The sequence below is a fragment of the Neobacillus sp. GCM10023253 genome (assembly GCF_042653105.1).
GTDB classification, from domain to species: domain Bacteria; phylum Bacillota; class Bacilli; order Bacillales; family Cytobacillaceae; genus Neobacillus; species Neobacillus citreus.
In genome coordinates, this window is record NZ_JBHSHV010000027.1 from 63,085 (window position 1) to 89,934 (window position 26,850).

Annotated in this window: 22 protein-coding genes and 2 riboswitches; of the genes, 16 read left to right on the forward strand and 6 right to left on the reverse strand. The window is 41.3% G+C overall.

The window, feature by feature from the left end; all coding sequences use genetic code 11:
* Positions 1 to 150: 150 nt before the first annotated feature.
* From ACFPA1_RS23875 to ACFPA1_RS23900, 6 genes are all read left to right on the forward strand, one after another.
* On the forward strand, positions 151 to 1,311 hold the full coding sequence (locus ACFPA1_RS23875; protein ID WP_378586375.1) for an ABC transporter substrate-binding protein: 1,161 nt from the start codon (positions 151 to 153) through the stop codon (positions 1,309 to 1,311).
* A gap of 152 nt (positions 1,312 to 1,463) precedes the next feature.
* A complete protein-coding gene (locus ACFPA1_RS23880) occupies positions 1,464 to 2,348 on the forward strand; it encodes a branched-chain amino acid ABC transporter permease (RefSeq protein WP_213117017.1) in 885 nt (294 codons plus the stop codon).
* A gap of 4 nt (positions 2,349 to 2,352) precedes the next feature.
* Positions 2,353 to 3,312, forward strand: coding sequence for a branched-chain amino acid ABC transporter permease (locus ACFPA1_RS23885; RefSeq protein WP_213147873.1), 960 nt, complete (start codon positions 2,353 to 2,355; stop codon positions 3,310 to 3,312).
* Positions 3,296 to 4,069, forward strand: coding sequence for an ABC transporter ATP-binding protein (locus ACFPA1_RS23890; RefSeq protein ID WP_378586379.1), 774 nt, complete (start codon positions 3,296 to 3,298; stop codon positions 4,067 to 4,069). The genes ACFPA1_RS23885 and ACFPA1_RS23890 overlap by 17 nt, the downstream gene beginning before the upstream one ends.
* Positions 4,062 to 4,772 carry an ABC transporter ATP-binding protein gene (locus tag ACFPA1_RS23895; RefSeq protein ID WP_213148102.1) on the forward strand — a complete coding sequence of 237 codons (711 nt, stop codon included), beginning with the start codon at positions 4,062 to 4,064 and terminating at the stop codon, positions 4,770 to 4,772. The genes ACFPA1_RS23890 and ACFPA1_RS23895 overlap by 8 nt, the downstream gene beginning before the upstream one ends.
* A 247-nt stretch (positions 4,773 to 5,019) precedes the next feature.
* Complete coding sequence (locus tag ACFPA1_RS23900; protein ID WP_378586382.1) at positions 5,020 to 7,215, forward strand: S8 family serine peptidase; 2,196 nt, start codon at positions 5,020 to 5,022, stop codon at positions 7,213 to 7,215.
* 50 nt (positions 7,216 to 7,265) lie between these two features.
* Here the strand turns inward: ACFPA1_RS23900 and ACFPA1_RS23905 are convergent, their stop codons facing one another.
* Entirely contained in the window at positions 7,266 to 7,865 is a 600-nt protein-coding gene (locus tag ACFPA1_RS23905; RefSeq protein ID WP_378586385.1) for an NADPH-dependent FMN reductase, read from the reverse strand.
* A 247-nt stretch (positions 7,866 to 8,112) separates the two neighbouring features.
* On the opposite strand from ACFPA1_RS23905, the gene ACFPA1_RS23910 reads away from it, so the two are divergent.
* Both ACFPA1_RS23910 and ACFPA1_RS23915 read left to right on the forward strand, forming a co-directional pair.
* The gene (locus ACFPA1_RS23910; protein WP_378586388.1) at positions 8,113 to 9,204 is read left to right on the forward strand and encodes an LLM class flavin-dependent oxidoreductase; all 1,092 of its coding nucleotides are present in this window, start codon (positions 8,113 to 8,115) and stop codon (positions 9,202 to 9,204) included.
* Between the two features lie 294 nt (positions 9,205 to 9,498).
* The gene (locus ACFPA1_RS23915) at positions 9,499 to 11,034 is read left to right on the forward strand and encodes a flavin monoamine oxidase family protein (protein WP_378586392.1); all 1,536 of its coding nucleotides are present in this window, start codon (positions 9,499 to 9,501) and stop codon (positions 11,032 to 11,034) included.
* Between the two features lie 84 nt (positions 11,035 to 11,118).
* On the opposite strand, the gene ACFPA1_RS23920 is transcribed toward ACFPA1_RS23915, so the two are convergent.
* A complete protein-coding gene (locus tag ACFPA1_RS23920) occupies positions 11,119 to 12,585 on the reverse strand; it encodes a S8 family serine peptidase (protein ID WP_378586395.1) in 1,467 nt (488 codons plus the stop codon).
* 387 nt (positions 12,586 to 12,972) lie between these two features.
* Between ACFPA1_RS23920 and queF the strand changes: the two genes are divergently transcribed.
* From queF to ACFPA1_RS23950, 6 genes are all read left to right on the forward strand, one after another.
* Positions 12,973 to 13,473 carry a preQ(1) synthase gene (gene queF, locus ACFPA1_RS23925; RefSeq protein ID WP_213147880.1) on the forward strand — a complete coding sequence of 167 codons (501 nt, stop codon included), beginning with the start codon at positions 12,973 to 12,975 and terminating at the stop codon, positions 13,471 to 13,473.
* 206 nt (positions 13,474 to 13,679) lie between these two features.
* Positions 13,680 to 15,107, forward strand: coding sequence for a L,D-transpeptidase family protein (locus tag ACFPA1_RS23930; protein WP_378586397.1), 1,428 nt, complete (start codon positions 13,680 to 13,682; stop codon positions 15,105 to 15,107).
* Positions 15,108 to 15,220: 113 nt separating this feature from the next.
* A complete protein-coding gene (locus ACFPA1_RS23935; RefSeq protein ID WP_378586398.1) occupies positions 15,221 to 15,667 on the forward strand; it encodes a DUF3052 domain-containing protein in 447 nt (148 codons plus the stop codon).
* A 1,149-nt stretch (positions 15,668 to 16,816) separates the two neighbouring features.
* Positions 16,817 to 17,983, forward strand: coding sequence for a hypothetical protein (locus ACFPA1_RS23940; RefSeq protein WP_378586400.1), 1,167 nt, complete (start codon positions 16,817 to 16,819; stop codon positions 17,981 to 17,983).
* A gap of 15 nt (positions 17,984 to 17,998) precedes the next feature.
* Entirely contained in the window at positions 17,999 to 18,592 is a 594-nt protein-coding gene (locus ACFPA1_RS23945) for a hypothetical protein (protein ID WP_378586402.1), read from the forward strand.
* Positions 18,593 to 18,719: 127 nt separating this feature from the next.
* Positions 18,720 to 19,001 carry a hypothetical protein gene (locus ACFPA1_RS23950; RefSeq protein ID WP_378586404.1) on the forward strand — a complete coding sequence of 94 codons (282 nt, stop codon included), beginning with the start codon at positions 18,720 to 18,722 and terminating at the stop codon, positions 18,999 to 19,001.
* A gap of 38 nt (positions 19,002 to 19,039) precedes the next feature.
* On the opposite strand, the gene ACFPA1_RS23955 is transcribed toward ACFPA1_RS23950, so the two are convergent.
* A complete protein-coding gene (locus ACFPA1_RS23955; RefSeq protein WP_378586405.1) occupies positions 19,040 to 19,378 on the reverse strand; it encodes a helix-turn-helix domain-containing protein in 339 nt (112 codons plus the stop codon).
* Positions 19,379 to 19,394: 16 nt separating this feature from the next.
* Positions 19,395 to 20,330: a hypothetical protein gene (locus tag ACFPA1_RS23960; protein WP_378586407.1), complete on the reverse strand. Its 936-nt coding sequence runs from the start codon at positions 20,328 to 20,330 to the stop codon at positions 19,395 to 19,397.
* Positions 20,331 to 20,754: 424 nt separating this feature from the next.
* Positions 20,755 to 20,836: riboswitch (cyclic di-GMP riboswitch) on the forward strand.
* A gap of 36 nt (positions 20,837 to 20,872) precedes the next feature.
* Here ACFPA1_RS23960 and ACFPA1_RS23965 point away from each other — a divergent pair.
* On the forward strand, positions 20,873 to 21,370 hold the full coding sequence (locus ACFPA1_RS23965; protein WP_378586409.1) for a hypothetical protein: 498 nt from the start codon (positions 20,873 to 20,875) through the stop codon (positions 21,368 to 21,370).
* A gap of 301 nt (positions 21,371 to 21,671) precedes the next feature.
* A riboswitch (cyclic di-GMP riboswitch) is annotated at positions 21,672 to 21,755 on the forward strand.
* 30 nt (positions 21,756 to 21,785) lie between these two features.
* A complete protein-coding gene (locus tag ACFPA1_RS23970) occupies positions 21,786 to 25,109 on the forward strand; it encodes an OmpL47-type beta-barrel domain-containing protein (protein ID WP_378586412.1) in 3,324 nt (1,107 codons plus the stop codon).
* A 67-nt stretch (positions 25,110 to 25,176) separates the two neighbouring features.
* Here ACFPA1_RS23970 and ACFPA1_RS23975 read toward each other — a convergent pair whose 3' ends face one another.
* Complete coding sequence (locus tag ACFPA1_RS23975) at positions 25,177 to 25,311, reverse strand: DUF4023 domain-containing protein (protein WP_378586415.1); 135 nt, start codon at positions 25,309 to 25,311, stop codon at positions 25,177 to 25,179.
* Between the two features lie 108 nt (positions 25,312 to 25,419).
* Positions 25,420 to 26,802: an NADP-specific glutamate dehydrogenase gene (gene gdhA / locus ACFPA1_RS23980; protein ID WP_213147887.1), complete on the reverse strand. Its 1,383-nt coding sequence runs from the start codon at positions 26,800 to 26,802 to the stop codon at positions 25,420 to 25,422.
* Positions 26,803 to 26,850 lie beyond the last annotated feature (48 nt).

The following is a 26,850-nucleotide window of genomic DNA, read 5'->3' on the forward strand; positions in this document are numbered from 1 at the left end:
GCTAAATTACAAGAATGAAAGCGTTTAACAATTTTTGTGAATAGAAATAAGATTCTAAAAATTCAGTTCAAAATCTTTACATTGAAATAATATTAGTATTTAATAGATATATATAACTAATTTTGTCGAAAAATAGGGGGAAAGACGGACATGAGAAAAATCCTTAATAAGTCGTTTCTGCTGTTTACTGTTCTTTTACTTGTTGTCTTAACAGCATGCAGTAATAATTCAGAAACTTCTGGCAAAAGGAGCGATACAAAAGAAAGCGGCAAGGCCGTGGAAGCAAAAATCGGTGTTGTTTCCTATTTAACTGGACCTGGTGCAGCTTACGGTGAAGCTATTACTAACGGTTTTAATTTAGCGAAAAAAGAGATTAATGCAAAAGGCGATGTCAAAATCGACCTTGTTGTTGAAGACTCAGCAGGTAAGCAGGAACAAGCTCTATCTGCAGCTCAAAAGTTAATGAGTGACGATAGTATTGTAGCCTTATTGGGACCTACATTAAGTACAGAAATGAATGTAGTCGGCCCTGAGGCAGACTTGAATGGTATTCCAATCATGGGTACATCTACTACTGCTGAAGGAATCCCACAAATCGGGGACTATGTATTTAGAAACTCACTGCCAGAGGCACTAGCGATTCCTGCAGCAGTGAAAAAAGCGGTTGATAAATATAAAGTGAAAAAAGTGGCTATTCTTTACGGAAATGATGATGTGTTTACAAAATCCGGTTATGACACGATGAAAAAGACAGCTGAAAAAATGAAGCTTGATGTAGTAACAACTGAAACCTTCCAAAAGGGTCAGGCTGACTATAATGCACAATTAACAAAAATTAAGGGCATTCAGCCGGACTTAATTCTATGTTCCGCTCTATATAATGAAGGTGCTGTTATTATGGACCAGGCCCGCAAACTGGGCATTGATGTACCATTTGTCGGCGGTAACGGCTTTAACTCTCCACAGGTTATTCAAATTGCCGGACAGGCTGCTGATGGACTGATTGTGGCAACTCCTTGGTTTGGCGATAAGCAAGATCCAAAGGTTCAAGAGTTCGTGAAAAAGTATGAATCCGAATATGGCAAGAAGCCAGACCAATTCGCAGCACAGGCATATGATGCCCTTTATATCATGGCTGAAGCACTAAAAAATGCAGGCGAAGCGGACCGCGATGCACTGCGGGATTCTCTTGCTGAAATTAAGGATTTCCCTGGGATCCTTGGTAAATTCTCCTTTGACAAGGATGGAGACGTTGTAATGGATCCAACCGTTCTTATTATCAAGGACGGGAAGTTCCAAATTTTCGAATAAGCTTGAACGTTCGATAGTTTGAAGGATATCAAACAGAACAATGAATCACTACTATCAGCTGCTCCCCGCTACAGGCTGCCAAAGCCTAAAGGCGGGGGGCTTTAATTACTACTACTGGTTTTTGAAAAAATGGAGTTAGAGGGTGAGATGTTTTGCTATTAGAACAGCTAATAAATGGAATCACACTAGGAAGCATCTATGCCATCGTTGCCCTTGGATTTACGCTGGTTTTTGGAGTTCTTGGCATCATTAATATGGCGCATGGCGAAATCTTTATGTTTGGCGCTTTTGTAGGCGTCATGGTCACAAGTACATTGGGTTGGCCGATTTGGATGGCATTTCTAGCTGCAATTATTGTCACCGCAATTTTAGGTTATATGCTTGAGCGATTTGCCTTAAGACCGCTTCGCGGAAAAAAAGGCGTCTCGCACCTTGCCCCATTAATCAGCACAATCGGGGTATCGATTTTACTGGAAAATCTATCGCATCACTTATTTGGAGCCGGTAACCATCCATTTAAAAATGCGTTTGCTGAAATACATTTTACAATTGGTTCTATCACCATCTATGTGGTGCAAATTGTCATTTTTGTGATTTCAGTTGTGTTAATGATGGCTCTTTCGTATTGGCTGTCCAAAACAAGAGCAGGGAAAGCCCTCCGTGCGACAGCAGAAAATTTGGATACAGCTAGTATCCTTGGTGTCAATACGAGACAGATCATCACTTTAACAGTCGTGATGGCATCCGCGATGGGCGGAATTGCCGGTATTCTTGTTGGGATGGCGTTTAACTCCGTTAACCCGCAAATGGGCTTATCGATGGGGCTTAAAGGGCTTGCCATCATTATCCTTGGTGGAATGGGCAATGTGAAAGGCGCTATGGCTGGCGGATTGATTCTTGGATTAGCCGAAACGCTCATTGTTGCTTATGGAGATTCAGGATATCGGGATGCTATTGCATTCCTCGCAATCATCGTGATTCTTTTAATCCGGCCGCAGGGACTATTCGGCCAAAAGACATCTGAGGGAAGGCCGTGATGATATGCTTGGAGACTTTTTAAATCCATACTACCTTCAAGTCGCTTCGTTTATTATGATTAACATTATTTTAGGCTTAAGTATTTATGTTACCCTTTCTTCCGGACAGCTCTCTTTAGGGAATGCCGGATTTATGGGGATTGGAGCCTATACATCAGCATTATTAACCATTAACTACGATCTGCCCATTGTTGTCAGTGTCATTGCAGGTGCTGTCGTTGCAGGAATAGTCGGTATTCTAATCGGAATTCCGTCACTTCGGTTAACGGGGGTTTATTTGGCGATTGCCACCCTTGGCTTCGGTGAAGTCATTCGGGTGTTCTTGATTAATTGGGAATCTCTTACTAAGGGTGCGGTTGGTCTTTCAGGTATTCCGCAAATCGGCAGGGAACTGCTAAAGGTCTCCAGGGATGCTGGATTTAATCCGCTGGACATTGGCTTAAAAAATAATCAGTACGTTTATTTACTGGTACTAATTATATTGGTCATCATCAATATTCTTTTAATCTGGTTCCTTGTTAGACAAAATAAATCCCGTGTCGGCCGTGCTTTTGCAGCCATTAAAATGGATGAGAAAGCGGCGGAGGCAATGGGAGTCAATATCACGTATTATAAAGTTTTATCTTTTGTTCAGGGGGCGGTTATATCAGGTTTTGCGGGCGCATTATTCGCCCATGTTATGGGCTATATCAGCCCTGCTGATTTTTCCTACCATCGCGCCGTTGAAATTTTGATTTTCGCGGTATTCGGCGGAAGCGAAGTCATTTGGGGCTCTATTTTTGGTGCCGCCTTTATGACCTTGATGCCAGAGGTATTGCGTTTTATCAGTGAATACCGTTATATGATTTATGGTGCCATTTTGATTTTAATGATGGCATTCCGCCCGCAGGGAATTATTGATGTTCCCCTTTTACAGAAGTTTCAGCTGTCAAAAAGGAGGGGTAAACATGGTTCTAAAAATTAACAACATCACGAAAAATTTTGGCGGTATTTCGGCCTTAACTGATGTTTCTTTTTCCATTAAGGAAGGAGAAATCTACGGTCTTATTGGTCCAAACGGTGCAGGGAAAACGACTATGTTTAATATGATTACGAATATGTTCCCTCCAACGTCGGGCGAAATTACCTTTTTAGATGAAAAAATTACCGGCTTTAAACCACATAAAATTACCAATAAGGGAATTTGCCGGACCTTCCAAAACATTCGTCTTTTCTCTCAAATGACGGTGCTGGAAAATGTGTTGGTTGGAGGGCACACCCGCAGTAAATCAGGTGTCTTTAGCGGTGTACTAAGGACAAAGGGACAGCGTGCTGAAGAAGAAAGATTACGTGTAACTGCGAAGGAGATTCTCGAATTAGTAGGCTTATTGGAGTTTGAGGATGCGATTGCGGAAAACCTAGCTTATGGCCAGCAAAGACGGCTGGAAATTGCGAGAGCCTTAGCAAGCAATCCAAAGCTATTATTATTGGATGAACCTGCTGCCGGTATGAATGATACCGAAACAGCCGATTTATATCATTTGATTAAAAAGGTCCAGGAGCGAGGCATCACAACTCTGTTAATTGAACATGACATGCCGCTTGTCATGAGGCTGTGTGATCGAATTACCGTTTTAAACTTCGGTAAAAAGCTTGCTGAGGGAACACCGGATGAAATTCAAAATAACCAAGCTGTTATTGAAGCCTACCTCGGATCAGAGGGAGATGATGAAATTGCTTAAAGTATCTGGAATTGAGACATTTTACGGAAAAATTCAGGCCCTAAAAGGAGTCAGCCTGGAAGTGGAACAAGGGAAAATTGTCACTATCCTAGGGGCGAACGGGGCCGGAAAAACAACAACGATGAAAACAATTGCCGGATTAATTAAGCCGAAGACCGGAACCATTGAGTTTCTTGGGGAAAATGTCACTGGCTTGAGACCGGACCAGCTAGTTAAAAAAGGGATTTCTCTTGTTCCTGAGGGAAGGGCTATATTGTCAGGAATGACTGTCATGGAAAACCTTGATATGGGGGCTTACCAAAGAAAAGATAAAGAGGTTGAAAAGGACCTGGAAGATGTCATGAAAAGATTCCCAATCTTAAAAGAGCGGAAGAATCAGCTTGGCGGAACACTTTCAGGCGGACAGCAGCAAATGCTTGCCATCGCCCGTGCGTTGCTGGCACGTCCTAAATTATTATTGCTGGACGAGCCTTCAATGGGACTAGCTCCATTGATCGTGGCAGAAATTTTTAAAATCATCAAGGAAATCAAAGATGCCGGCACAACTGTGCTTGTCGTCGAACAAAATGCGAAACAGGCCTTGAAAATAGCTGACTATGGATACGTGTTGGAAACCGGGAAGGTTATCATTCACGGGAACGCAAAGGACCTGTTGGAAGACCCAAGAATTGTCGAGGCATACCTTGGCAGAAAGTCCAACTAATTTTATTTAAAAAAGGGCCTGACCTCCACTCTGCAAAAGTTTTACGCAGTGGGAGCGGCCCTTTTTCTGTTCCTTTTTTCCAAAGTCCGCGGAAAATCTCCCCTACCCTACAAAATTTTAGAATCGATCACCTTATTCAACAAAATCATTTTCATAATGCTACAAAATCTCTTAAAGGGAAATGCCCCTTTTTTAAGAATTTATATTCCTAGTAGCTAAGAAAAAATGGCTAAAGGGGGAATATACGTTGAATTTTTTGAGACGCCTTAAACACATCGTTGGGATTTCATTAGCTTTAGTTTTGTTATTTGCTGCAGCAATACCTATTCAGGCGGTTGTTAAATATGATGACCAGATTAATACAACAACTGACCAAAATAGTGATTACGCCTTTATTCAATTTGGGGATGCTCCGATTGCATCCTTCGAGGGAACAAGTAAAGGGTATGACCCTACCAAACCGCAGAAGGGGAAGAAATTAGACCTTAATTCACCAGCTGCCAATAAATATGGAAACCGCCTTCAGGCCCAGCGGGAGAACTACAAAAAATGGCTGGCCAAACAGCTTCCACAGGTTAAGGTTGTGACGGAGTATGCGGTAACCTATAACGGACTTGGATTGAAGCTAAATGGTGCTTCTTTAAAGGATGTAAGCCAGGGACCTGGTGTAGTTCAAGTAGGATATAGTGGTGATTATCGAAAAGCAATGAGTACGAGCACTGGTTTAATCAATGCGGGTCCAATTTGGAATGCTCTTGGCGGGCAGGCAAATGCAGGGGCTGGAATTAAAGTCGGTGTTATCGATTCAGGGATTGATCAGAAGCATCCTTTCCTCCAGCCAAACGAAGGGATGAAAGTGCCGGAAGGGTTTCCGAAAGGTGATGCAAACTTAACAACTGCAAAGGTTATTGTAGCGAAGGTATTTACGCAAAATCCAAAATTAACAGCACAAGCAGTGGGAAGCCATGGGACGCACGTTTCAGGGACAATCGCTGGGAAGGCCGGAACAACAGCGCCAATGGCAAAGGGTCCGCTTAGCGGTGTGGCACCAGGTGCATACCTAGGGAATTATAATGTATTCCCAGGTGATGTTGAAAACGCAAGCAGCTTGTTTATCGCCAAAGCGGTTGAAGAGGCTGTTAAGGATGGAATGGATGTCCTTAACCTTAGTCTGGGCGGAACACCTCATAAGGGTGCGGATTTATTAGACATGACCGTTAACGCTGCTGTAGATGCCGGCGTGGTAGTCGCCATATCAGCAGGTAATGAGGGACCGGGGAATTATACCGTCGGATCGCCAGGAACAGCTGATAAGGTTATTACGGTTGCTGCGACAACCAATAGCCATTCGTTTGCGATGTTCTTGGAGTCTGATGCGCTGGTTGAAGGCCAGACAATTGCCACTACGGGCAGCCAGGGAGGCGAGGTTAAGCAAGAAATAACCGGCAATTATGCTCTGTGGTCGGATTACTCTGGTGGAGATAAACAGGCATGCTCAGCCATTAGTGGTAAACCATTAGAAGACAAGCTTGCGCTAATTCAGCGCGGCAACTGTACATTCGCAGAAAAAATCAATAATGCAGAAGCTGCGGGAGCTATAGGTGTAATTATTTACAATAATACTGATGCTGACCCTATTCCAATGGCAACAGATGGGGTTAAAATACCGGCAGTAATGGTATCAAAAGCGGCGGGTCAACAATTAGCTAGTGCTGAGGAAGGTAAACGTAAGGTTACCATCACCTATCCTCCTACGGAAATCCAAGCAACTCCCAATTTACTTGCTGACTTTAGTTCTTGGGGACCAACACCTAATTACACGTTAAAGCCCGATGTAGCGGCGCCAGGTGTAAATATATACTCATCCGTGGTGGGCGGCGGATTTGAGGTTTATCAAGGCACATCTATGGCAGCCCCTCATGTTGCAGGTGCGGCAGCCCTTTTATTAAAAATCAGTCAAGAAAATGGACTTGGTTGGGGACCAGCTGAAGTGAAAGCTGCTTTAATGGGCACAGCACATAATGTGGATGGAAGTGTTTTAAAAGATGAAGATGTTAATAATCCGCTTAAGATTGGTGCCGGTATAATTGATTTGGGCCGTGCAATGAACCCGTCAGCGTTGGCTTTGCCGTCTTCCTTAAGCTTTGGTCTAGTTCGCCCGGTTGGGAACCAGACATATCAGATGACACTTACTCTTGTTAACCCAACAGCAAGTGCTGTTACTTATACCTTGAGTACGGATGCAGACTTAAGTTTAAGTAAATCTGAAGTTAAGGTTCCTTCAAAAGGAAGTACTGAGATAACCGTAACTGTTCAAAACCGCGGGACGAAATTAAGCGGCCAGCAGGGAACACCTGATTTTAAACGTGGTTATATTAACGTAACATCTGATAAAGGGAATATTCGGGTTCCATATCTATATGTAATAGACTATAATCGCTAAATGTTAAAGGGAGATTGCTTGGTGCAATCTCCCTTTTAACAATATACGATTTATCGAACAGTTTTTAACGCGCCGCTCCAAGAATTAACTTGGTCAAGCATAGCATTTACGTTATCAAGGTGTAATGATTGTGGCTTGAAAACAGATCCGTTTTCGAAATCAGTGAACAAAGATAATGTTGGATGAACGCGAACGTCAGCGATCATTAACTCACCCATGATACCGCGTAAATGTTCAGCCGCACGAGCACCGCCTGTTGAACCATAGCTTACGATACCTGCTGCTTTGTTGTTCCATGCTTCACGAGCAAAATCAAGAGCATTTTTTAAAGCGCCAGTGATGCTGTGGTTGTATTCTTGAACGATGAATACGAAGCCATCCAAGTTAGCAAGCTTTTCATTCCATTTTGCGATTCCTGGTTCTGTTCCATCAGTTGTTCCTAAGAATGGTAAGTTGAAATCAGCGATATCTACGATTTCATAATTGGCATCCCCGCGTTTGTCCGCGATACCTTTTACCCATTCGCCAACTTGCGGGCTTACACGTCCTTCACGAGTGCTTCCTAAGATAATACCGATATTTAATTTTTCAGTTGTCATTTTGTCTTCCTCCTTAGCTGAATTGCCAAATAATTTGTCTATAAATCCCATTTCCTGCTGCACCACCTTGTATTTTCTTGATGTTAGGCATGTGACCTTATTTTTTGCTTTATTGCAAAAAATAAAACCTAAATAAACAAAGGTAAATGAAGTGTATTAGGCGCATTTACAAATCATTTTCCTTGAATTAAAATATCTTTAATCTGAGATTTATGATAGAATAATGAATGGATATTGTCAAGTAATCAATACTATTAGTAAGTTTTGTTTGCTACAGAACTTTGGGAGGATACCGCAAATGAAGACAGATAATATAAATGAAAATAACGGTATGGAAATTGGTATATATACACTAGGGGACTTGGTGGCAGACCCGCAAACAGGTAAAACCATTAGTGCCAGACAAAGGATGGCAGAAATTTTGGAAGCGGCAAAAATGGCCGATGAGGCAGGCCTCGATGTCTTTGGTGTCGGTGAACACCATCGACTTGACTATGCGGCGTCTTCACCGCCTGTGATTCTTTCCGCCATTTCTCAAGTGACAAAACGGGTGAAACTGGCAAGTACAACGACAGTCTTAGGGACTGTTGATCCAGTGCGTTTATTTGAAGACTTCTCGACGCTGGACCTTTTGTCGGATGGACGGGCAGAAGTGATTGCGGGCCGCGGGGCCTTTGTGGAATCCTTTTCACTGTTTGGTTATGATTTGGATGATTATGATGGGCTGTTTGAGGAAAACATCGATTTATTTTTGAAGTTAAATGCAAATGAAAGAGTGACTTGGACAGGAAAATTTAGAACCCCATTAAGGGACGCGGAAATCGCCCCTAGGCCTGTCCAAAAGGGGATTCCGTTTTGGGTAGGAGTCGGCGGTTCGCCGGAAAGCGCGATCCGTGCCGGTAAATATGGAGCAGGCTTAACAATGGCGATCCTAGGCGGTGATCCGATGAGATTTAAGCAGATTGTGGAAGTATATCGCAAGACAGCAACAGAAGCTGGGTTTGCGCTTGATGATTTAAAGGTGGCTGTAACGGGACATGCGTTCATTTCAGAGACGAGCCAACTGGCGAAAGACAATTATTTCCCTTACTACGCGAATTATCGTGGGTTTTTCAATCAGGAACACGGGGTAAATGCCATGGCGCGGGAGGAATTTGAAAAGCTTACTGGACCGGAAACCGCCCTGTTTGTCGGCAGTCCGCAGGAGATTACTGAAAAGATCCTTCGCCAATATGAGCTTTTTGGCCATCAACGTTTCATGGCGCAAATGGATATCGGCGGCATGCCATTTAAAAAGGTAGCAGAATCCATTGAACTTTTGGCGACTAAGGTGGCGCCGGTTGTTCGACGCGAAACAAACAAAGCAGTTAAACTGCCTGTTTCATTGTAAGCATCAGTAGTTGGAGTCCCAAAAAATGGGCTCCTTTTTTGCGTTTATAAACTAAAAACAGCCTTTTTTACTCCATGCTAAAGCGGCATAAATGGGAATTCTGGCCATGCTGCTAGCCATTGTGTTCATAAGTATCTACAGGTCACCAGTCCGTTGATAAAAATAAACCAGATGACCTACTGCCTGCCTAAAGCCAAAAAGAGAAGCCATGCATATTTTATTGATAGATATTACTATCACAGAATAGTGATTCAATCATTAGCATGATTTATTTTTGCAAAAGGAGGACAGGCTTTGGCACGAACACCATTAGCAGGTATTTTGCAGAAGTCTTTTGCTGTGGCCAGTGCCGCGGTGGAAAAGGAAAAAAGTACTGGACAAGCTAATTTACAAGATCTCGATGACATTCCAGATAAGGAAAAGAAGCAGTTAATTACAAGTAGTTTTCATAAAGCACCAAGGGTAGTCATTGTGGGAGCAGGATTGGCGGGACTCACGAGCGCCTTTCGACTTAAACAGCAAGGGATTATCGCAACCATTTATGAAGCGGCCAATCGAGTTGGGGGGCGTTGTTGGACAAGAAGGGGGCATTTTAAAGACGGCCAAATCGTCGAACGCGGTGGGGAATTAATAGATACAGGTCATAAAGAGATTCAAGAATTGGGAAAAGAGCTTGGCTTGGAATTTGATAATGTAGTGATGGCAGAACCAAAAGGGACAATGCCATTTTATTTTTTTGATGGCTGCTCCTATACCTTTGAGGAAGTCACAAATGATTTTATGCATATTTTGCCTAAACTCAAAAAGGATTTAATAGAGGTTGGTGAGACCACACTTTACAATCATTATACTGAACGTGGGTATGAACTGGATCATATGTCAGTGTTGGATTATATTAATGAAATTGTACCGGGAGGAATTCAATCAAAATTCGGTAAATTATTGGAAGTTGCCTATACCGTTGAAAATGGAGCAGATGCAAGTCTGCAGAGTGCATTAAATCTCCTCTATATGTTGGGCTTTGCCCAAAAGGATCATTTTCACATATATGGAGACTCAGATGAGTGCTTTCATATTAGAGGTGGAAATGATCAGCTCCCCACCTTATTAGCTGACAATCTTACAGGACAAATCGAGTTAAATTCCCCTCTTATAAAAATTGAACAAACCAGCCAAAATGAAATAAGACTTACCTTTCGAAATCGTATAAAGGAATGGGAGGTTTTGGCCGATAAAGTTATTCTGGCTATTCCTTTTAAGATTTTAAGAACAATAGATTTTGAGAATGCCAGCTTTCGAGACTTAAAGAAAATAGCGATTGAAGAATTGGGAATGGGGGTAAATACAAAGCTCCATGCACAGTTTGCCCATCGATTCTGGAATGACCTTGGGAATAATGGAGAAACCTTTACGGATACTGGCTACCAGCAGACCTTCGAATCCTCACGTACCCAACAAGGCACTTCAGGAATTTTGGTCAATTATACGGGAGGCGAAACAGCAGCCAAACTTTCTGCGTTAACAGTAACAGAAAAGAAGGAGATTGCTAAAAGTTTCTTGGACAAGTTAGACCCCGTGTTGCCAGGAAGTACAAGTAATTGGAATGGTTTAGCCACGGTTGATCACTGGCTTAGCAACCAATGGTCAAAAGGAGCCTATTCTTACTGGAAAGTAGGCAATTACACAAAATTTGCCGGAATAGTTGGAGAGCGGGAAGGCAATATCTTCTTCGCTGGTGAACACACCTCCATTAAGTATCCAGGCTATTTAAACGGAGCAGTGGAATCCGGGGAAAGGGCTGCGAAAGAAGTAATTAATGACTTACCATAAAAAATAAATGCGTGGACTGGACGTAATACAAGAAAAGATGGGTGGTGGCAGCACCACCCATCTGTGTGGGGTCAGACCAGCTCTTTATTTTTTCACGGTATCTTTTGCGAGGAAGTTGTAAATGTTTGCTTCGCCAGCTCCGTAAAGTGGGTCAACTCCGACTTTACCGAAATCAATGGCACTTTGTCTAATAGCTGCAGCTACTTGGGCTGGTGAGTATTCTGGGTGGGCAGATTTAATAACTCCGGCGACCCCGGCGACTTTTGGTGCTGCCATGGAGGTCCCATGTAAATACGAGTATCCATGCCATTGTCCATCGGTGAATTGTGTTGTGGCATTGCCTCCTCCAACTGGATAAGAAGGATAGGTTGATAATGTACGATACGTGTAATCACGTTTATCTAAATAGTTTCCGGCTGGATTTTGTCGATACAAGCTGTCATATAACGGACCATTATCCCCGCCAGGACCGGCTACATCAATTGCATTGCCGTAATTGGAATAGAAGGCGATGCTTTTATCCGACCATTCATTCGATGAGGACACCGTAATGACGCCAGGAATTTGTGCAGGTACTACCCGGGACGGACCCTTAATATCAATTCCGTAAGTAGCTTTCCAATAGGCTTGCATATCATGTAAGTTATTCAAGTCTTTTGAATCATTCCCAGCCGATACAACGACCGTAACCCCTTTTTGAATGGCAAACTGAATAGCGCGCTGATAAGCTACCATAGAAGCGGAGTCACCCTTTTCCCCTAAGTTATGGGCCATCCAGCGCCAACCGCCAATTGACATGTTAATGACCTCAACCCCATCATTAGCTGCGGCTACAATGGCATCGGTAATCCACGATTGCTGCGCTCCACCTGTTGCCCCAAACACACGATAGGCACGAACGGTTAACCCAGGTCCTACACCCTTTACCTTTCCATTTGCCGCAATCGACCCAGCAACGTGGGTACCGTGGCCATTTTTGTCCCAAGCATCTGTTGTGCCAGGAACAAAGGTTCTAGAGCCTGCCAGATCTGCATCATCCTTTAAATCAGGGTGGCTGAAATCAATGCCCGTATCGATAACAGCAACAACTGTATCATGATTTCCATCATTTAATTTATAAGAATCCCCATCATGTGTTAGGCGCTGCATATCCCATTGTTTATCCCAATAGCTTAGAGCATTTGGGTCAAGAGTTACCTTCTGCCCATTAGGTGTACCCGGGGTAAATTGAATAGCGTCATCGGGGTCTGTTTCCAAGTAGGCTATAAGCTCCCTTCCAGCCGATTGAATATTCGTATCCTGTGAAATTTTTGATAGAAAGTCCTGATTAGAGGAGGCAGCTTCAACGATTCCTATTTCTTCTACAACCCGTTCCACTTTTCCGCCAGCCTGTTCAATTTTTGCAGAGAAGTTTGCCGGAAGCTTTCCTTTATAAGCTAACACATAATGTTCTTGTCCCGCTTCTGCCTTAGGCTTGTCTGCCTGCACTCCGGCAAGCAATGAAATTGAAAGAACTGAACAAACCGATAGAACCGCTAATCTTTTTTTCAACCCAATTCCCCCTAGCAATCTGGTAATTAACGTTTGAGACGTTATGAGTTGATTTTAGGACAAGGTCATAAAATAAAGTGTCGAACGAACAGTTGGACTGTTAAAAATTTATAGACAGATAGATACAATATGCTTGTCCCCTCGCTAAAAATTTTTCCATTTGACGAATACTGCGCTGTCCAATATAGTATTAATATAAAAATAGAATACCCGTATCGAACGGGAGAGGTTCATAGCTGTTACCCTCTATAAAAAACTATGGATTCATGTCAATAAAGCCATGTCCATAAGGATGTGGCTTTTCTGCTTTTATCCCCTTAGTTTGATTAGAATGGTGAAGGACCTCTCTTGTGAAAGTGCTGGGGCACATTTACAGGAGGTTTTTTTATGTCTGGACGTACAGATGAACAAGGTTTAAAGGATTTAACACTGCTCGGAAATCAGGGCACCAAATACTTATTTGAATATGCGCCGGAGGTCTTGGAGGCTGTCGACAACCTGCATCCAAATCGCGACTTTTTTGTAAAATTTAACTGCCCTGAGTTTACAAGCCTTTGCCCGCTGACGGGACAGCCGGATTTTGCAACGATGTATATTTCTTATATCCCGGATCAGAAAATTGTCGAAAGTAAGTCGCTGAAATTATATCTGTTCAGCTTCCGTAACCACGGCGATTTCCATGAAGACTGTGTCAACATCATCATGAATGATTTAATCAAGCTTCTGGATCCACGGTATATTGAGGTTTGGGGAAAATTTACGCCGCGCGGCGGAATTTCCATTGACCCATGGTGCAACTATGGTAAACCGGGAACCAAGTATGAAGAAATGGCCCAATTCCGGTTGATGAATCATGACCTTTATCCTGAAAAAGTGGATAACCGATAAGATACAGTTAACAACAAGATATACTCAGAAATCCCCTCCCTCCTTTGGTCCTAAGGCCATGGGAGGTTTTTTTATTAAAAAATCTTTACAATATTTTCACTTATGTTAAAAAATTAGAAGTTTTGCAAATTTACCACTAAAATTTGACAAAATATTCCTCTGATTCGTGGTACTTTATAATCATCAACAGAATTGGGGAGAGAAATATGAGGAAATTATCGTCTGCGGTTTTAATTTTTGTATTAACTTTCTTTTTCTTTTCAAGCCAATCAGAGGCTGCCACTTCTCAGTTAATCATTATTAATAAGAAGACAAATACCCTAGCATATTACGATGGAGGCACATTAGTAAGGACTTTTAAGGTGGCGACAGGGAGGTCAAGGGACTTAACTCCCGAAGGAAAATTTAGGATTGTTAATAAAATTGTAAATCGTCCTTATTATACAGGCCATATTGCCGGAGGGGACCCTCGAAACCCACTAGGCGACCGCTGGATGGGCCTTGAGGCAAGAGGAACCTATGGAACCACCTATGGCATCCATGGGAATAACAATGAAAGCTCCATCGGCCGGTACGTCAGCTCAGGCTGTGTGCGCATGCATAACTCGGAAATTCGATGGCTCTTTGACCGAATTCAAAATTATACTGAAGTGGTTATTACCCATTCAGGTGATAGTTTTGATACTATCGCCATGGCTAATGGATATGGAGTAACCGTACCAGTTAATGGGGAGAATCAAGGTACGACGGCACCACAAATTCAAAACGGCTGGGTGCAAGCAGGTGGCAATAAGTATTATTATGAAAATGGAGCGGTAAAAACAGGCTGGCAGACGATAAATGGCAAAAAGTATTTCTTTGATAAAAACGGAATAATGAAGACCGGCTGGCTGACGGATAGCGGCAAGAAATATTATTTGGATAGCAGCGGTGTGTTGAAAACAGGCTGGCAAGAGATTAAAGGGAAGAAATATTATTTTGCAAATGATGGTGTGATGAAGATCGGCTGGCTAGAAGATGGCGGTCAAAAATTCTATCTTGATAAAGACGGTGCAGCGAAAACGGGGTGGTTGGAAGACGGTGGCAATAAGTATTACTTTGACGCTGCCGGGGCAATGAAAACCGGCTGGATCGAGGATGGCGGAATGAAATATTTCCTTGACACTGCAGGCGCGATGAAAACGGGTTGGCTGGAGGACGGCGGTAATAGATATTATTTAGATAATACCGGAGCCATGAAGACCGGCTGGCTTGAAGCGGGCGACAAGAAATATTATTTTGCTGGCGATGGTGTGATGCAAACCGGGTGGGTAAAAGACGGAGAAAACTGGTACTATCTTGACCAAATTGAAGGCATGAAGACCGGCTGGATCAATTATAAAGGAAAATGGTATTACATTAACTCCAATGGCGTGATGGATAACACCGTCATCAGCAAGCTCGAGGACTTTGATCCTGTTGTTACGGAAAATACCGGCTGGACGGATATTGCTGGGAATAAATACTTTTTAAAGAAAAACCCTACTCTTGTCACTGGCTGGTTGAACTTCGAGAATAACTGGTACTATCTCTACATTAATGCCGATATGGCGAAAAACTTCCTCAAAGATAGTAATAAGCTTGTACAAAATTAAGAATCGCAAGGAGAAGGCACTTCATGAAGTGTCTTCTTTTTACATGAAAGGTATGATAAGTCAAAGCAAAAGTTTAAAATGTTTGTAGGTGTATAGGAAAGGAAGGAAGTTCAATGTCAGTGCTAAAGAAGTTGCAGTTTAAGGACCAGGGACAGCCGGTGTTCATTATCAACGCACCACAGTCCTACGATGAGGTCATTCGAACATTTGAAGGTGAAGTCCACCGCAAGGCGATAATGGAACGCTATGATTTCGTACAGGTATTTGGGGCAAGCAATGAAGAATTGGGGGCTTTGGCAAAGAGCGCCGAGAAGTTCGTAAAAGAAGATGGACTTTTCTGGCTATGCTATCCGAAAAAGTCCTCAAAGACCTATAAAGGTTCTGATTGCAGCCGAGATACGGTGATGTATTTGCTGGCTGATGAAGGCTACGAACCTGTCCGGCAGATTGCCATCGACGACGATTGGTCTGCCTTAAGGTTTCGGAAGGCCGAGAATATTAAAACCATGAAGCGAAGCTTTGCTGTTACGGAAAAAGGAAAAGAGCGGACGGAAGATTAGGCAAATAAGTCGAACACACTCTTTCATTCCCATATATATTGAAAAGCTAAGAAATGGATAAGAAGGTACTCATTGTTGAGTATCTTCTTTTTAGTTTCACCTGGAATTTCGTAATAATCTACCTATGTATACAATGCGTAAACACGTTTACTTTTCGTATACGTTTTGTTTACAAATCCGTTTACATGTATACAAAGCTGTTTACATCCTGGCACCTAGTCATGTATACAGATTTGTAATTTTCGTAAACATTGTTGTATACATTTTCATCTGCGTTTACTCCAGCCCATGTCAATTTGATGGGGAGTTGAATGTCAGTTCTTAAAAAATTGCAGAATAAGGAGATCGCCGGGCTAATTCTCAACGCACCGAAGTCTACGAAGAGGTTATTGAAACATTTGAAGTTGAGGTCTACCACGTGCGAAAATGGTTAGCTATGATTTTATACCGGCAATTGGGGCGAGTATGAAGAATTAGTGCCTCAAGCAAATAGTGCTGAACGGTTCATCGAACCTGCCAGGCTTTACTTGCTATGCTATCCGAAAAAGCCTTCTAAGACCTATAAAGGTTCAGATTTGCAGCCAGGACATGGAGCTGTATCTACCGGTTGATGTAGGCTATGAACCTGTCCGGCAGATCGCTTTCGACTATGATTGGTCTGCATTAAGGCTGCGGAAGGCAGAGCATTGTAAAACTATGTAGTGAAGCTTTGCTGTAACGGAAATTTAAGAACCACCCTATCGCACTTTGTAACCGGATTGAGAGCGATTCGATAATGCAGGTAAAAACGAAAGAGAGTAGATTTGAGGGCGCCTAAAAAATGAATCCCCTTCTTTAGTTTCTCTGAAATATTTGTAATAATCTACTGTTGTTTACAATCTGTAAATATGTCTACTTTTTGTATACGTTTTGTTTACAAACATGTTTACATGTATACGAAGTTGTATACATTCCGTTGTTCCGCCATGTATACAACTTTGTTATTTTTGTAAACATTCACGTTTACAAATTTCTCCATGTTTACATCCTGTTTACAATTTTACACTTGTGTTTCTTTTCGGCCAGCCTCATTGAAGAAACTAGTAATCTTCTATACGCTTATAGAAAGTACTAGATTGCAAGTCTATTAAATGAAAAGGAATGATGAACATGACTAAATCCAGAATTGCAGCTATCGATGTAGGTAATGACTCCATCAAGGCTATTTTTGGTGAATTAGAATATGAATTAAATATTCCTAACATTATCGCAAGAGACACCGAGGACCGCCCTGTCATCGGCATTGAAGAACTGGACAGCAAAGACCCATTGGATGGGATACATATTAAAGTGCACTCCCCTGCCCTAAAGGAAAATAATATTATCTATCGTGTCGGAAATTTGGCGACAAAAAGCAATAACACCACCGAGCTGGACCCTGGCAGCAGCAAGTCTGAGGAAGACCAGACATTAATTATGCTATTTACGACATTGGCAATGGATGCCGTAAAAGCCGAATTCCCGCGTACGAAAAACATTATTGATGCTAATTACACATTAGGAACTGGCCTGCCGCTGAGGGAAGTAAAGGAAGGCAAGGATGCCGGTTACCGTTCAAAATTGCTTGGTAATGTCCATCAGGTCGAATTTCTTGTAACCCCAAAATACCAAGGCATTAAAGTTAATATTAAGTTCAATGAAGTAAAGGTTTATCCTGAAGGCTTTGCGGCTTATATCAACCTTGTCATGGATAATAATTTAAAAGTTATTAATAAGGACTTAATCGATAAACGCATTTTAATTCAAGACATCGGCGGCCTCTCCACGGACATCGCCGTCATTAAAAACCGCAATGTCGACGATGACAAGGCGCAAGGGTTTAATCTTGGGGTATCCGAATCGCTAGAAATGATTCGTGAGGAAATTCGTAAAAAACACGGTGTGGAGCTCGACAGCCGCCGCGATGTCGTAGAAATTATTACGAAGAAAAACGACCGTAATCACATCATGGTGAAAGGAAGCCGGACAAGTGTCCATGACATCACCGACCGCATCCTGCTAGACCTTGCGAAAAAGCAATACCGCTTGCTGCGTAATGTCTGGTCTAAGAACTCGCAGACGGAAATCTGCTACTTTGTCGGCGGCGGGTCCATCATTTTAAAGGAATATTTAAAAGCATTGAATAACGGTTTAGATGGTTTTAACATCGATTTCTTTGAGGACGAGAAGGAAAGCATTTGGATGATGTCGAATGCTTATTATAAGTTAATTACGGATTTTGTTCGTAAAACTGAGAAGCAAAGGGCTGCCCAAGATAAAGCACCAGTAAAAAGTTAATTTTAGGGTGATTCTATGAAAAAGGCATCCGAAAACGAAATCAAAAGGGGCCAAGCTGTATCCTTCCGCATCCCTTCTGATACTCCGGATCACATATTAAAACAGCTTCAAAAAATTAAGGAAACAGAACGCCGGAATTTTTCCAGCAAAATTGCTTCGTTTGTTATGGAGGGTGTAAGCCAGTCCTTTTCCCGGGAAAAGGAAACGGTCACCATCCCCCTCCCCAAGGGGCTAACGAAAGCACAGCGTGATTGGCTGAAGCACGAGCATTCCGAAGCACTGCTGGGAAGCATTCTTTATCAGTTGATTTCCGACCCGGTAAGGTCGACCGCACTGCTGGCCTCGTTGAACAGCAAGGCTGTAGATATTGATGAGGCGTTGTACCTGCAGGAGACTACGGCCTTCCCTGCCCCAGAGCCACTTTCTTTTTCGGAGAGCCCTTTTGAAGAAGAAATAGCTGCAGGAATTGACTTGGCTGATGATGATTTGGACGAGTTTGCTTTCGAGACCATCGACCAGGCCATGTCCCCTACTGAGGATGAAGCCGACGAGAAGGATCTTGATGCCGATGACCTGCTGGGCGGGTTTTTGGCGAGTATGAATAAATAAGGATTAAGATGAGGCACCTTGGTGATGAGGTGCCTTTTGCTATGGTTTAGCATCCAATATTACCAGTATTTTACAATTTTAATAGGGTTATAGCTTAAAAGAATAGAAATTAAGTAGATTAGGAGGGATGAAAATTCATATGAAGGTGTGTATACAGGTAATTATGGGGATTATTATTGGCTGGCTCCTGTTAAATGTCATGGGGCTTGAACAAGCGGAATTGTTTAAACTTGTGTATCAATACTTAAATTCGACGCTGGCTTATTTTATTGTTGTGGTGGTTGTGCCTACTATTTGCTTTACTTTTTTTCGTAAATTTAAGGTTTTTGGGGTTGCTGTTGCGGTAACGATGGTGGGGATGTTTGTGGTGGTTTATGTAGCGCTGAATACAGGAAGTATTGGGTTTTAGAAATTTTAAAGAGGTGGTCTAAACCACCCCCTTTGGGTCTAATGAAACAATTTTGAAAAAATACTTTTTAGCGAATTCCCTTTTTTAAAATAAATCTCTTCTCGCACCTTTTCATTGATAGCCTGCCAAAGCATGATTTCCACGTCCGAGAGCTGCTTGGATTCCTCCACTTTTAGGAAAGCGGCAAAATAGTCTAACGGCACTCCGTAAAATCTTGAAATATCCGCCATGATCTCAAACGAAACTGACTTACGATCCCCTTTTTCAAGCATGCTTAAATATTGAAGGGTGATCCCAGTCCCCTTTGCAACTTCTTCAAGTCGTAAATTTCTTTCTAACCGTAATCGTCTTAACTCCTGCCCCAATGGAGTGGCCATAGTATACCTCCTTCCCCTACTCAATTTCCGAGCTGTATTTAATCGTTAAGATATAGTACCAGCTAACGGCTGCTTCAAATAATGTGATCATAAGTTCTTCTGATTTTCTAGGAATTTTAAAATATCTTTGTAGTTGATAATGAAGCAGCTCGTGAAAAATAGTTTGTAATTGCTCCGGGTAATCCATTTTTTCGTCGATGATAATCATTTTTTTCTCAGGATAATAAATACCCTTTATATCTTTCAAATCCATAAAAACAATAGGGATCTTATATTTTCTCACTATCTTCTTCGTTAATAAATTTATCTGGGATTGATTAATCGACATAAACTGCTTATGCAGGTATCCAATGATTGTATAGTAGGTAAGAAAAAGAATGAGTACTAGATTAACCTCAAGCTGATTGAAAAAAGATAGTATAGGGAATATAACCGCTACTTCAAACATCATAGGTCCAAACCGGTCCAAAAATAACTTACTGGATACTGCCCCAGTCTCCAGATAAACATAGACATATTTCAGAACGATGCTCAGAGTCAACATAAGCAGCATAGTTAGGTATCTAGCTAAATAAGTCTTGTCACTATATTCATTATAAATCTCGTTACAGATAATGATAGTGATTATATACATGGTGAGCAAGGATATCCTAGCTTGGATACTGCCTCTTTTTTGAATGAAACTGGCTACGAAACAATCAACAAGCAGATAAATGAAACCATAAACAATGGAGAAACGGTCAAATATTAATAAAGATAATATTACATGAAAAAAGGAATAGCCGAAACCGGAAAAAACCTTCAGATTAACTTGGTCAAACAGGACCATAATGCAAAGAAAGAAAACAATATTCCATTCCAGCTCTTTGGGGAAAACAATAAATAAATCTGTCAAAACTATGGAAGGAATCAAGAAGAACAAATAGATATGCTGCCGCCTGAAATGATTCATGACGATTCTCCTGTTAATCAGTACTTTTATACCATTTTTAATTATGTTACTTGAGAAAATTTACAAGTTAAATAATTATTTTTCTACAAAAAATTAAAATTTTGACGGATTTTGTCATTCTAAAATCATTCAATTCCACTATCGTTTAATATATTCTTAATATAGAAGGGTGTAATACTCCAACTTTATTTTCCTCCTATTTTTTAAAACGCACTAACAAAGTTTAGTGCTCTTTTTTATAAATGGGAATGAAATTTGCAAATCTAGCATGAATTATGTCGTAGGAAAAAAACACCATTAAACTATAGTTTAATCTATAATGAATTCATAGAAACGATATTTTTATATTAAAGTGGCCACGCAATATTACAAAATATCGTGAATTAAAGGATGTAATGATAGTTTTTAAATTGGATTTACATCCTTTACTTGGGGAAGCTTTGAAGTATAGCCTTAAATTGGACACTTGGGCTATATGGAGCTAGTAGTGTAACCGGCCCTCTTAGGTTTTAATAAAAACTTTTCTAAGAGGAGAGAGGTCTATGAAGAGGATTTTATCAGGGGTAGCAGCAGGAGCTTTAGCTCTAGGACTTATGGCAAGTTCAGCGTTTGCTGCAGTAACATTCGACTCATCATCAGGAATAGGTTTTGTGGGTAAAGGTGATGTTCAAACTGCTTTAGGCTACAATAATGCCCAAATGCAGAAAGAGGCTAATAATCTCGTTTTCACGTATAAAGCGGAAGATACTTATGCAATAACGGTCACATGGGATACTGGTGAGGGTACAAAGGGGGAGCAAACACATTATGTAACGCATGAAAGAACCTCTTCTATTGATAGCAATGTTTCATACGATCCAAGAAAAGCTAACCAATATACTGGTTTTAATCTGAAAGGATACGAAGGCATTTTAACGGAGGTTGGTGACATCCCTACAATTGGGGAAGAGTTCCCAGGGAAATCAGGGCATATTGTGACTAACGTTGAGAAAGTTTCAACTACCGGCACATTATATGTAAATGGGATTGCTATTCAGTAATACTCTGATTGTGTTTGCAGACTTTGCATGTGAGAGAAGGTGCTCTTAAGGGGTATCTTCTTTTTTGGATTGAATGAGATTCTACAATTCTTTAATAACTTTTGGGGGTTTTGTTGAATTTTGCCGAAAACTAGTTGGAACATGTCGAAGGGAAAAAATACCTATAAACTATAGTTTAAATTATAATATTTTCATAGATATATAGTTCTATAAACAGAACACACCCTATAAAGGTGATATCGATATAGGGGTTAATGGGAAGAGGGTGAGCTATGGAAATTATCATTTCAGGTAATACTTTTATACTTTGGGAAGCGATGATATATAACCGGCAATCTGGACACTTAGGTTATATGGAGTTAGTAGTGTAACCGGCCCTCTTAGGTAGTTCGAAATTAGTTCTAGGAGGATAATCATGAAAAAAAGAGCTCTACGAAAATACCTTAATATAATTTTAATAATTGTATTAATGGGATCATTAAGTTCACCTGGGTTTGTAAATGCCGCTGGAAATGAAGATCAAGGTGCCGGAACCCCTGAATTTTGTGCAAAAAATCCAACACATAAGTCGTGTGCAGCTTATCAAGATAAAACAGCTCCATCATCGCCAACGATTAACTTAAGTCCAAATGTAACTGATTGGACCAATCAGAGTGTTTCGTTTACCCTTACACCAGGAGAAGATACACAGGGTGGGAGTGGAGTTGATAGGACTGAATATAAAATCGGGACTAACGGAACATGGCAATCTTACAACACCGGACAGAGTGTCACAGTACCTGGTGAAGGTGTAATAACAATATTTGCAACCTCAACAGATAAAGCAAATAATACTAGTGCTGAAGCTACAGCAGTTGTAAAAATAGATAAAGCAGCCCCTACAAGCCCAATCTTAACGGCTTCACCAAGTGATTGGACGAACCAAGATAAAGTTACTGTTACTTTATTACCTGGAACCGATAATGGAAGCGGTGTTCTAAGAAACGAATACAAGATTGACAGTGGGAATTGGAAAGAATATGGAAATAGTCCGATTGAAATAACCTCAGAGGGTGTAAAAACAATTTATGGTCGAACGATTGACCGTGCAGGCAATATAAGTTTAGCGGGAGAAACTGTAATAAAAATTGATAGAACGGGCCCAACAACACCAGAGATTCTCCTAAGTACATCCAATTGGACGAACGAAGATGTTACTTTTACTATAACCCCTGGGATTGATAGTGGAAGTGGATTTCAAAAGACTCAATATAAAATTGGAGTAAGCGAAGACAATTGGATAGATTATACCGAAGGCGCTCGAATAACAGTTACAAATGAAGGGGAAACAACAATTCAAGCCAGAACACTGGATAATCTAAATAACCCTAGTGCAGTCGCAGAGAGTGTAGTAAAGATTGATAAAAACGCCTCCTCCCGTCCAACTATCCTATTAAGTCATCCGGATTGGACAAACACAAATGTTACCTTTGAGATTCAAAATGGCGTAAAAACTGGTGGCAGCCCGATTGTAAAAAGTGAGTATAAACTAAATGACGGGAATTGGACCGATTATAAGGCATCTGGAGAAATAACAGCAGAAGGCGTTACCAAAATAACAGCCCGGACAATTGATGAAGCAGGTAATGAAAGTATTGAGACAACAGAATATGCAAGAATTGATATAACCAAACCTTCTTCCCCTAGTATTTCTCCAAGTACTACTGAATGGACTAAAGGAGATGTATCTTTTACTATTACATCAGGAACAGATGAAGTAAATGGCAGCGGTGTGAATAAGACTGAATATAAATTTGGCGAAAATGGTACATGGATTAAATACGAAGGACAAGTAACTTTTAGTGCTGAAGGGCAGACAACTATTTTTGCTAGAACAAGTGATAAAGCAGGGAACTTTAGTGATTCTGTTAGCATAATGGTAAAGATCGACAAAACGGCTCCAAGTGCACCAGTAATAGCTTCCAATCATAACGGCTGGACAAAAGAAGATGTTACAGTAACACTTACTGATGGTCAAGATGAACTAAACGGCAGTGGCTATAGTATAACAGAGTATAAAATAAATAATGGGGAATGGCAAACTTATATATCACCATTCACTATTAATCAACAAGGTGAGTTTAAAATCCATGCTCGTTCAGTAGATAATGCAGGTAACACCACAGAGGCCGACCCAATCGAAGTGAAAATTGACCAGACTGCTCCAACGAAACCAACGATTAATGCTGATACGAATTGGACAAATGCTGATTCAGTAACAGTTACCATAGAAGATGGTACCGACTCTGGCAGCGGTGTAGCGAAAACGGAATACAGAATCGGTGAAACAGGTGACTGGATTACTTACAGTGATTCATTTTTAGTAACAGACCAAGGGGTAAATAAAATTTACGCCCGTTCAACCGACTATGTAGGAAATATAGGTGAAGAAAAGGTTATTGAAGTGAAAATTGACCGTACAGAACCAGATGAACCATACATTAACTTAAGCAGAACTGACTGGACGAAAGAAGCAGTTACCTTTACCATTGAAAACATTAACGATAACCTTAGCGGTGTTTCAAAGATTATGTATAAAATTGGTGATGATGGTGAGTGGTTAGTTTATACCCCTGAGGAAGTAATTACTGTAGATAAAGAGGGGGTTACCCCGATTTATGTTAAGGTAGTTGATAAAGCGGGGAACATCAATGACGATGCTGTTAAAAATGCAAAATACGATATAACAGCACCAACCTCACCAACATTTGAAGTAAGTTCTGGTGATGCTGGGTGGACAAATAATGATGTTGAGATCACCTTTAATTCAGGTGAGGATTTGCCTCATGGTGACGAAGAGGTAAGTGGTGTTAAGCAAACTGAATATCGTTTTGAGGGGACTGAAGATTGGATTAAATACACGGATCCTATTCAAATCTCTAACCAAGGAATATTCACAATATATGCGCAAACTAAAGACAATGCAGGAAATGTAAGTGTAGCCACTCAAGTAACTGTTAAAATTGATAAGTCAAACCCTACTGCTCCTACATTTAATTTAAGTAAAGATGGTTGGACAAATCAAGGGGTTACCGTTTCAATCGAAAACGGTCAAGACCAAGTTGGCCTAAGCGGGGTTTCAAAGACGGAATATAAAATTGGTGAAGGTCAGTGGACAGAATATATTGAACCATTCACTATTAATCAGGAAGGCAGTACAACAGTTCTTGCTAGGACAAAGGATAATGCCGGTAACGTCAGCGAAAATGGAACAGCAACTGTTAAAATTGATAAGTCGGGACCGGTAATTACTGTTAGTGGAAACAAAACAGAATACCAGGTTGACCAAATAATTCAAATCAAGTGTACAGTGAAGGATGAACTATCGGGAGTTAGTTCTACAACTTGCCAAGACATCAATGCAAATGCATATGATTTAGGTCTTGGAACTCATTCTTACACATTTGAAGCAACAGATATTGCTGGTAATGAAACTAGTAAAAGTGTAAGCTTCAATATAGGGGTAACTTACACTAGTTTATCGAACTTAACAGCGAAATTTGTAACAAAGCCTGATATTGCCCATTCATTGCAAGTAAAGTTGGAGGCTGCACAGGATTCAATTAAGAGAGGAAATATTAAAGCCGCGAATAACCAAATGAATGCTTTCAAAAATGAAGTTCTTGCACAACGCGGTAAAACATTAACAGCAGATCAAGCCTCACTATTAATTCAACTTTTAGATGAGGTTAAGAATTAAATAGTTCAAAATTAAAAAAGGGAGAATATCTACAATAGTAGAGTCTCCCTTTTTCTACTATTAACTTTCAATGCGTCTTATTCGGCAATTTTTTACTAGGCGTATCGCTACCCAGATTCTGTCTGTTTTTTAAATCCTTTGCCTGATTTTCATGTAGCTTTTCAACAAACTCATGGGTGCTGCCTTCAAGATTTTTATCCATTATTCGAACCTCCTATTTAAATTGAACAATGGTTAATGTAACCAACCACACCCCAAAACATGCAGACACAAAAAAATCCCCTCGTCAAAAGGGGATTTTTCAAATATCTTAGATAACGCCCTGCACAATCATCGCGTCAGCGACTTTAGTGAATCCGGCAATATTGGCGCCAACCACCAAGTTGCCAGGGAAGCCGTACTCTTCGGATGCCTTCACAGCGTTTTGATAAATGTTAATCATGATTTGATGCAGTTTAGCATCGACTTCTTCAAACGTCCAAGATAAGCGCTGGCTGTTTTGTGCCATTTCTAGTGCGGAAACTGCAACACCGCCGGCATTGGCTGCTTTTCCAGGGCCAAACAGAACATCGTTGTTTAAAAATACATCGACTGCTTCAAGAGTAGATGGCATGTTAGCGCCCTCTGCAACAGCTTTCACGCCGTTTGCCACCAGCATTCTTGCAGACTCTTCATTGATTTCATTTTGTGTTGCACAAGGAAGAGCGATATCGCATGGAATTGACCAGATGCCGGAGCAGCCTTCATAGTACTGCGCTTCCGGATGGTACTTCACATACTCGCTGATGCGCTTGCGGTCCACTTCCTTAATTTGTTTCACAGTCTCGACATTAATGCCGTTTTCATCATAGATATAGCCGCATGAATCGCTGCAGGCTACAACTTTAGCGCCAAGCTGGGTAGCTTTTTCGATCGCATAGATGGAAACATTGCCGGATCCAGAGACAACGACGGTGCTGCCGGCGATGCTTAGGCCTTGATCTTTCAGCATTTCCTGCACGAAATAAACGGTACCGTAGCCGGTCGCTTCGGTTCTTGTTAAGCTTCCGCCGTAGCCGAGGCCTTTTCCGGTTAAAACGCCAGCCTCATTGCCGCCGCGGATTTTTTTATAATAACCGAAAAGATAGCCGATTTCTCTTCCGCCGACACCGATATCCCCAGCAGGTACGTCGACGTCTGGGCCGATGTGGCGATAAAGCTCTGCCATAAAGCTTTGACAGAAGCGCATGATTTCGCGGTCTGATTTACCCTTAGGGTCGAAGTCGGAGCCGCCTTTGCCGCCGCCGATGGGCTGGCCTGTTAATGAGTTTTTGAAAATTTGCTCAAAGCCCAAGAATTTAATGATGCTGGCGTTAACTGATGGATGAAAGCGCAGACCGCCTTTGTAGGGCCCGATTGCGCTGTTATACTGGACACGGAAGCCACGGTTCACGTGCACCTTGCCTGAATCATCCACCCATGGAACACGGAAAGTAATAACCCTCTCAGGTTCAACGATTCTTTCGAGAATTCCCTCCTGCATATATTTTGGGTGTTTCGCAAATACAGGCACAAGCGAATCGAAAATTTCCTTAACGGCCTGATGAAATTCACTCTCGAATGGATTGCGGCTTTTCACCGTTTCAAAAACTTCACTTACATAATCCCTTGCTGCCTGTGATCCTGACTGTTTTACATGCTCAATAGTTTGCATGAAATCACCCCTTTTTAAAAATAATAAATTTGTCCTAAATACTGAATA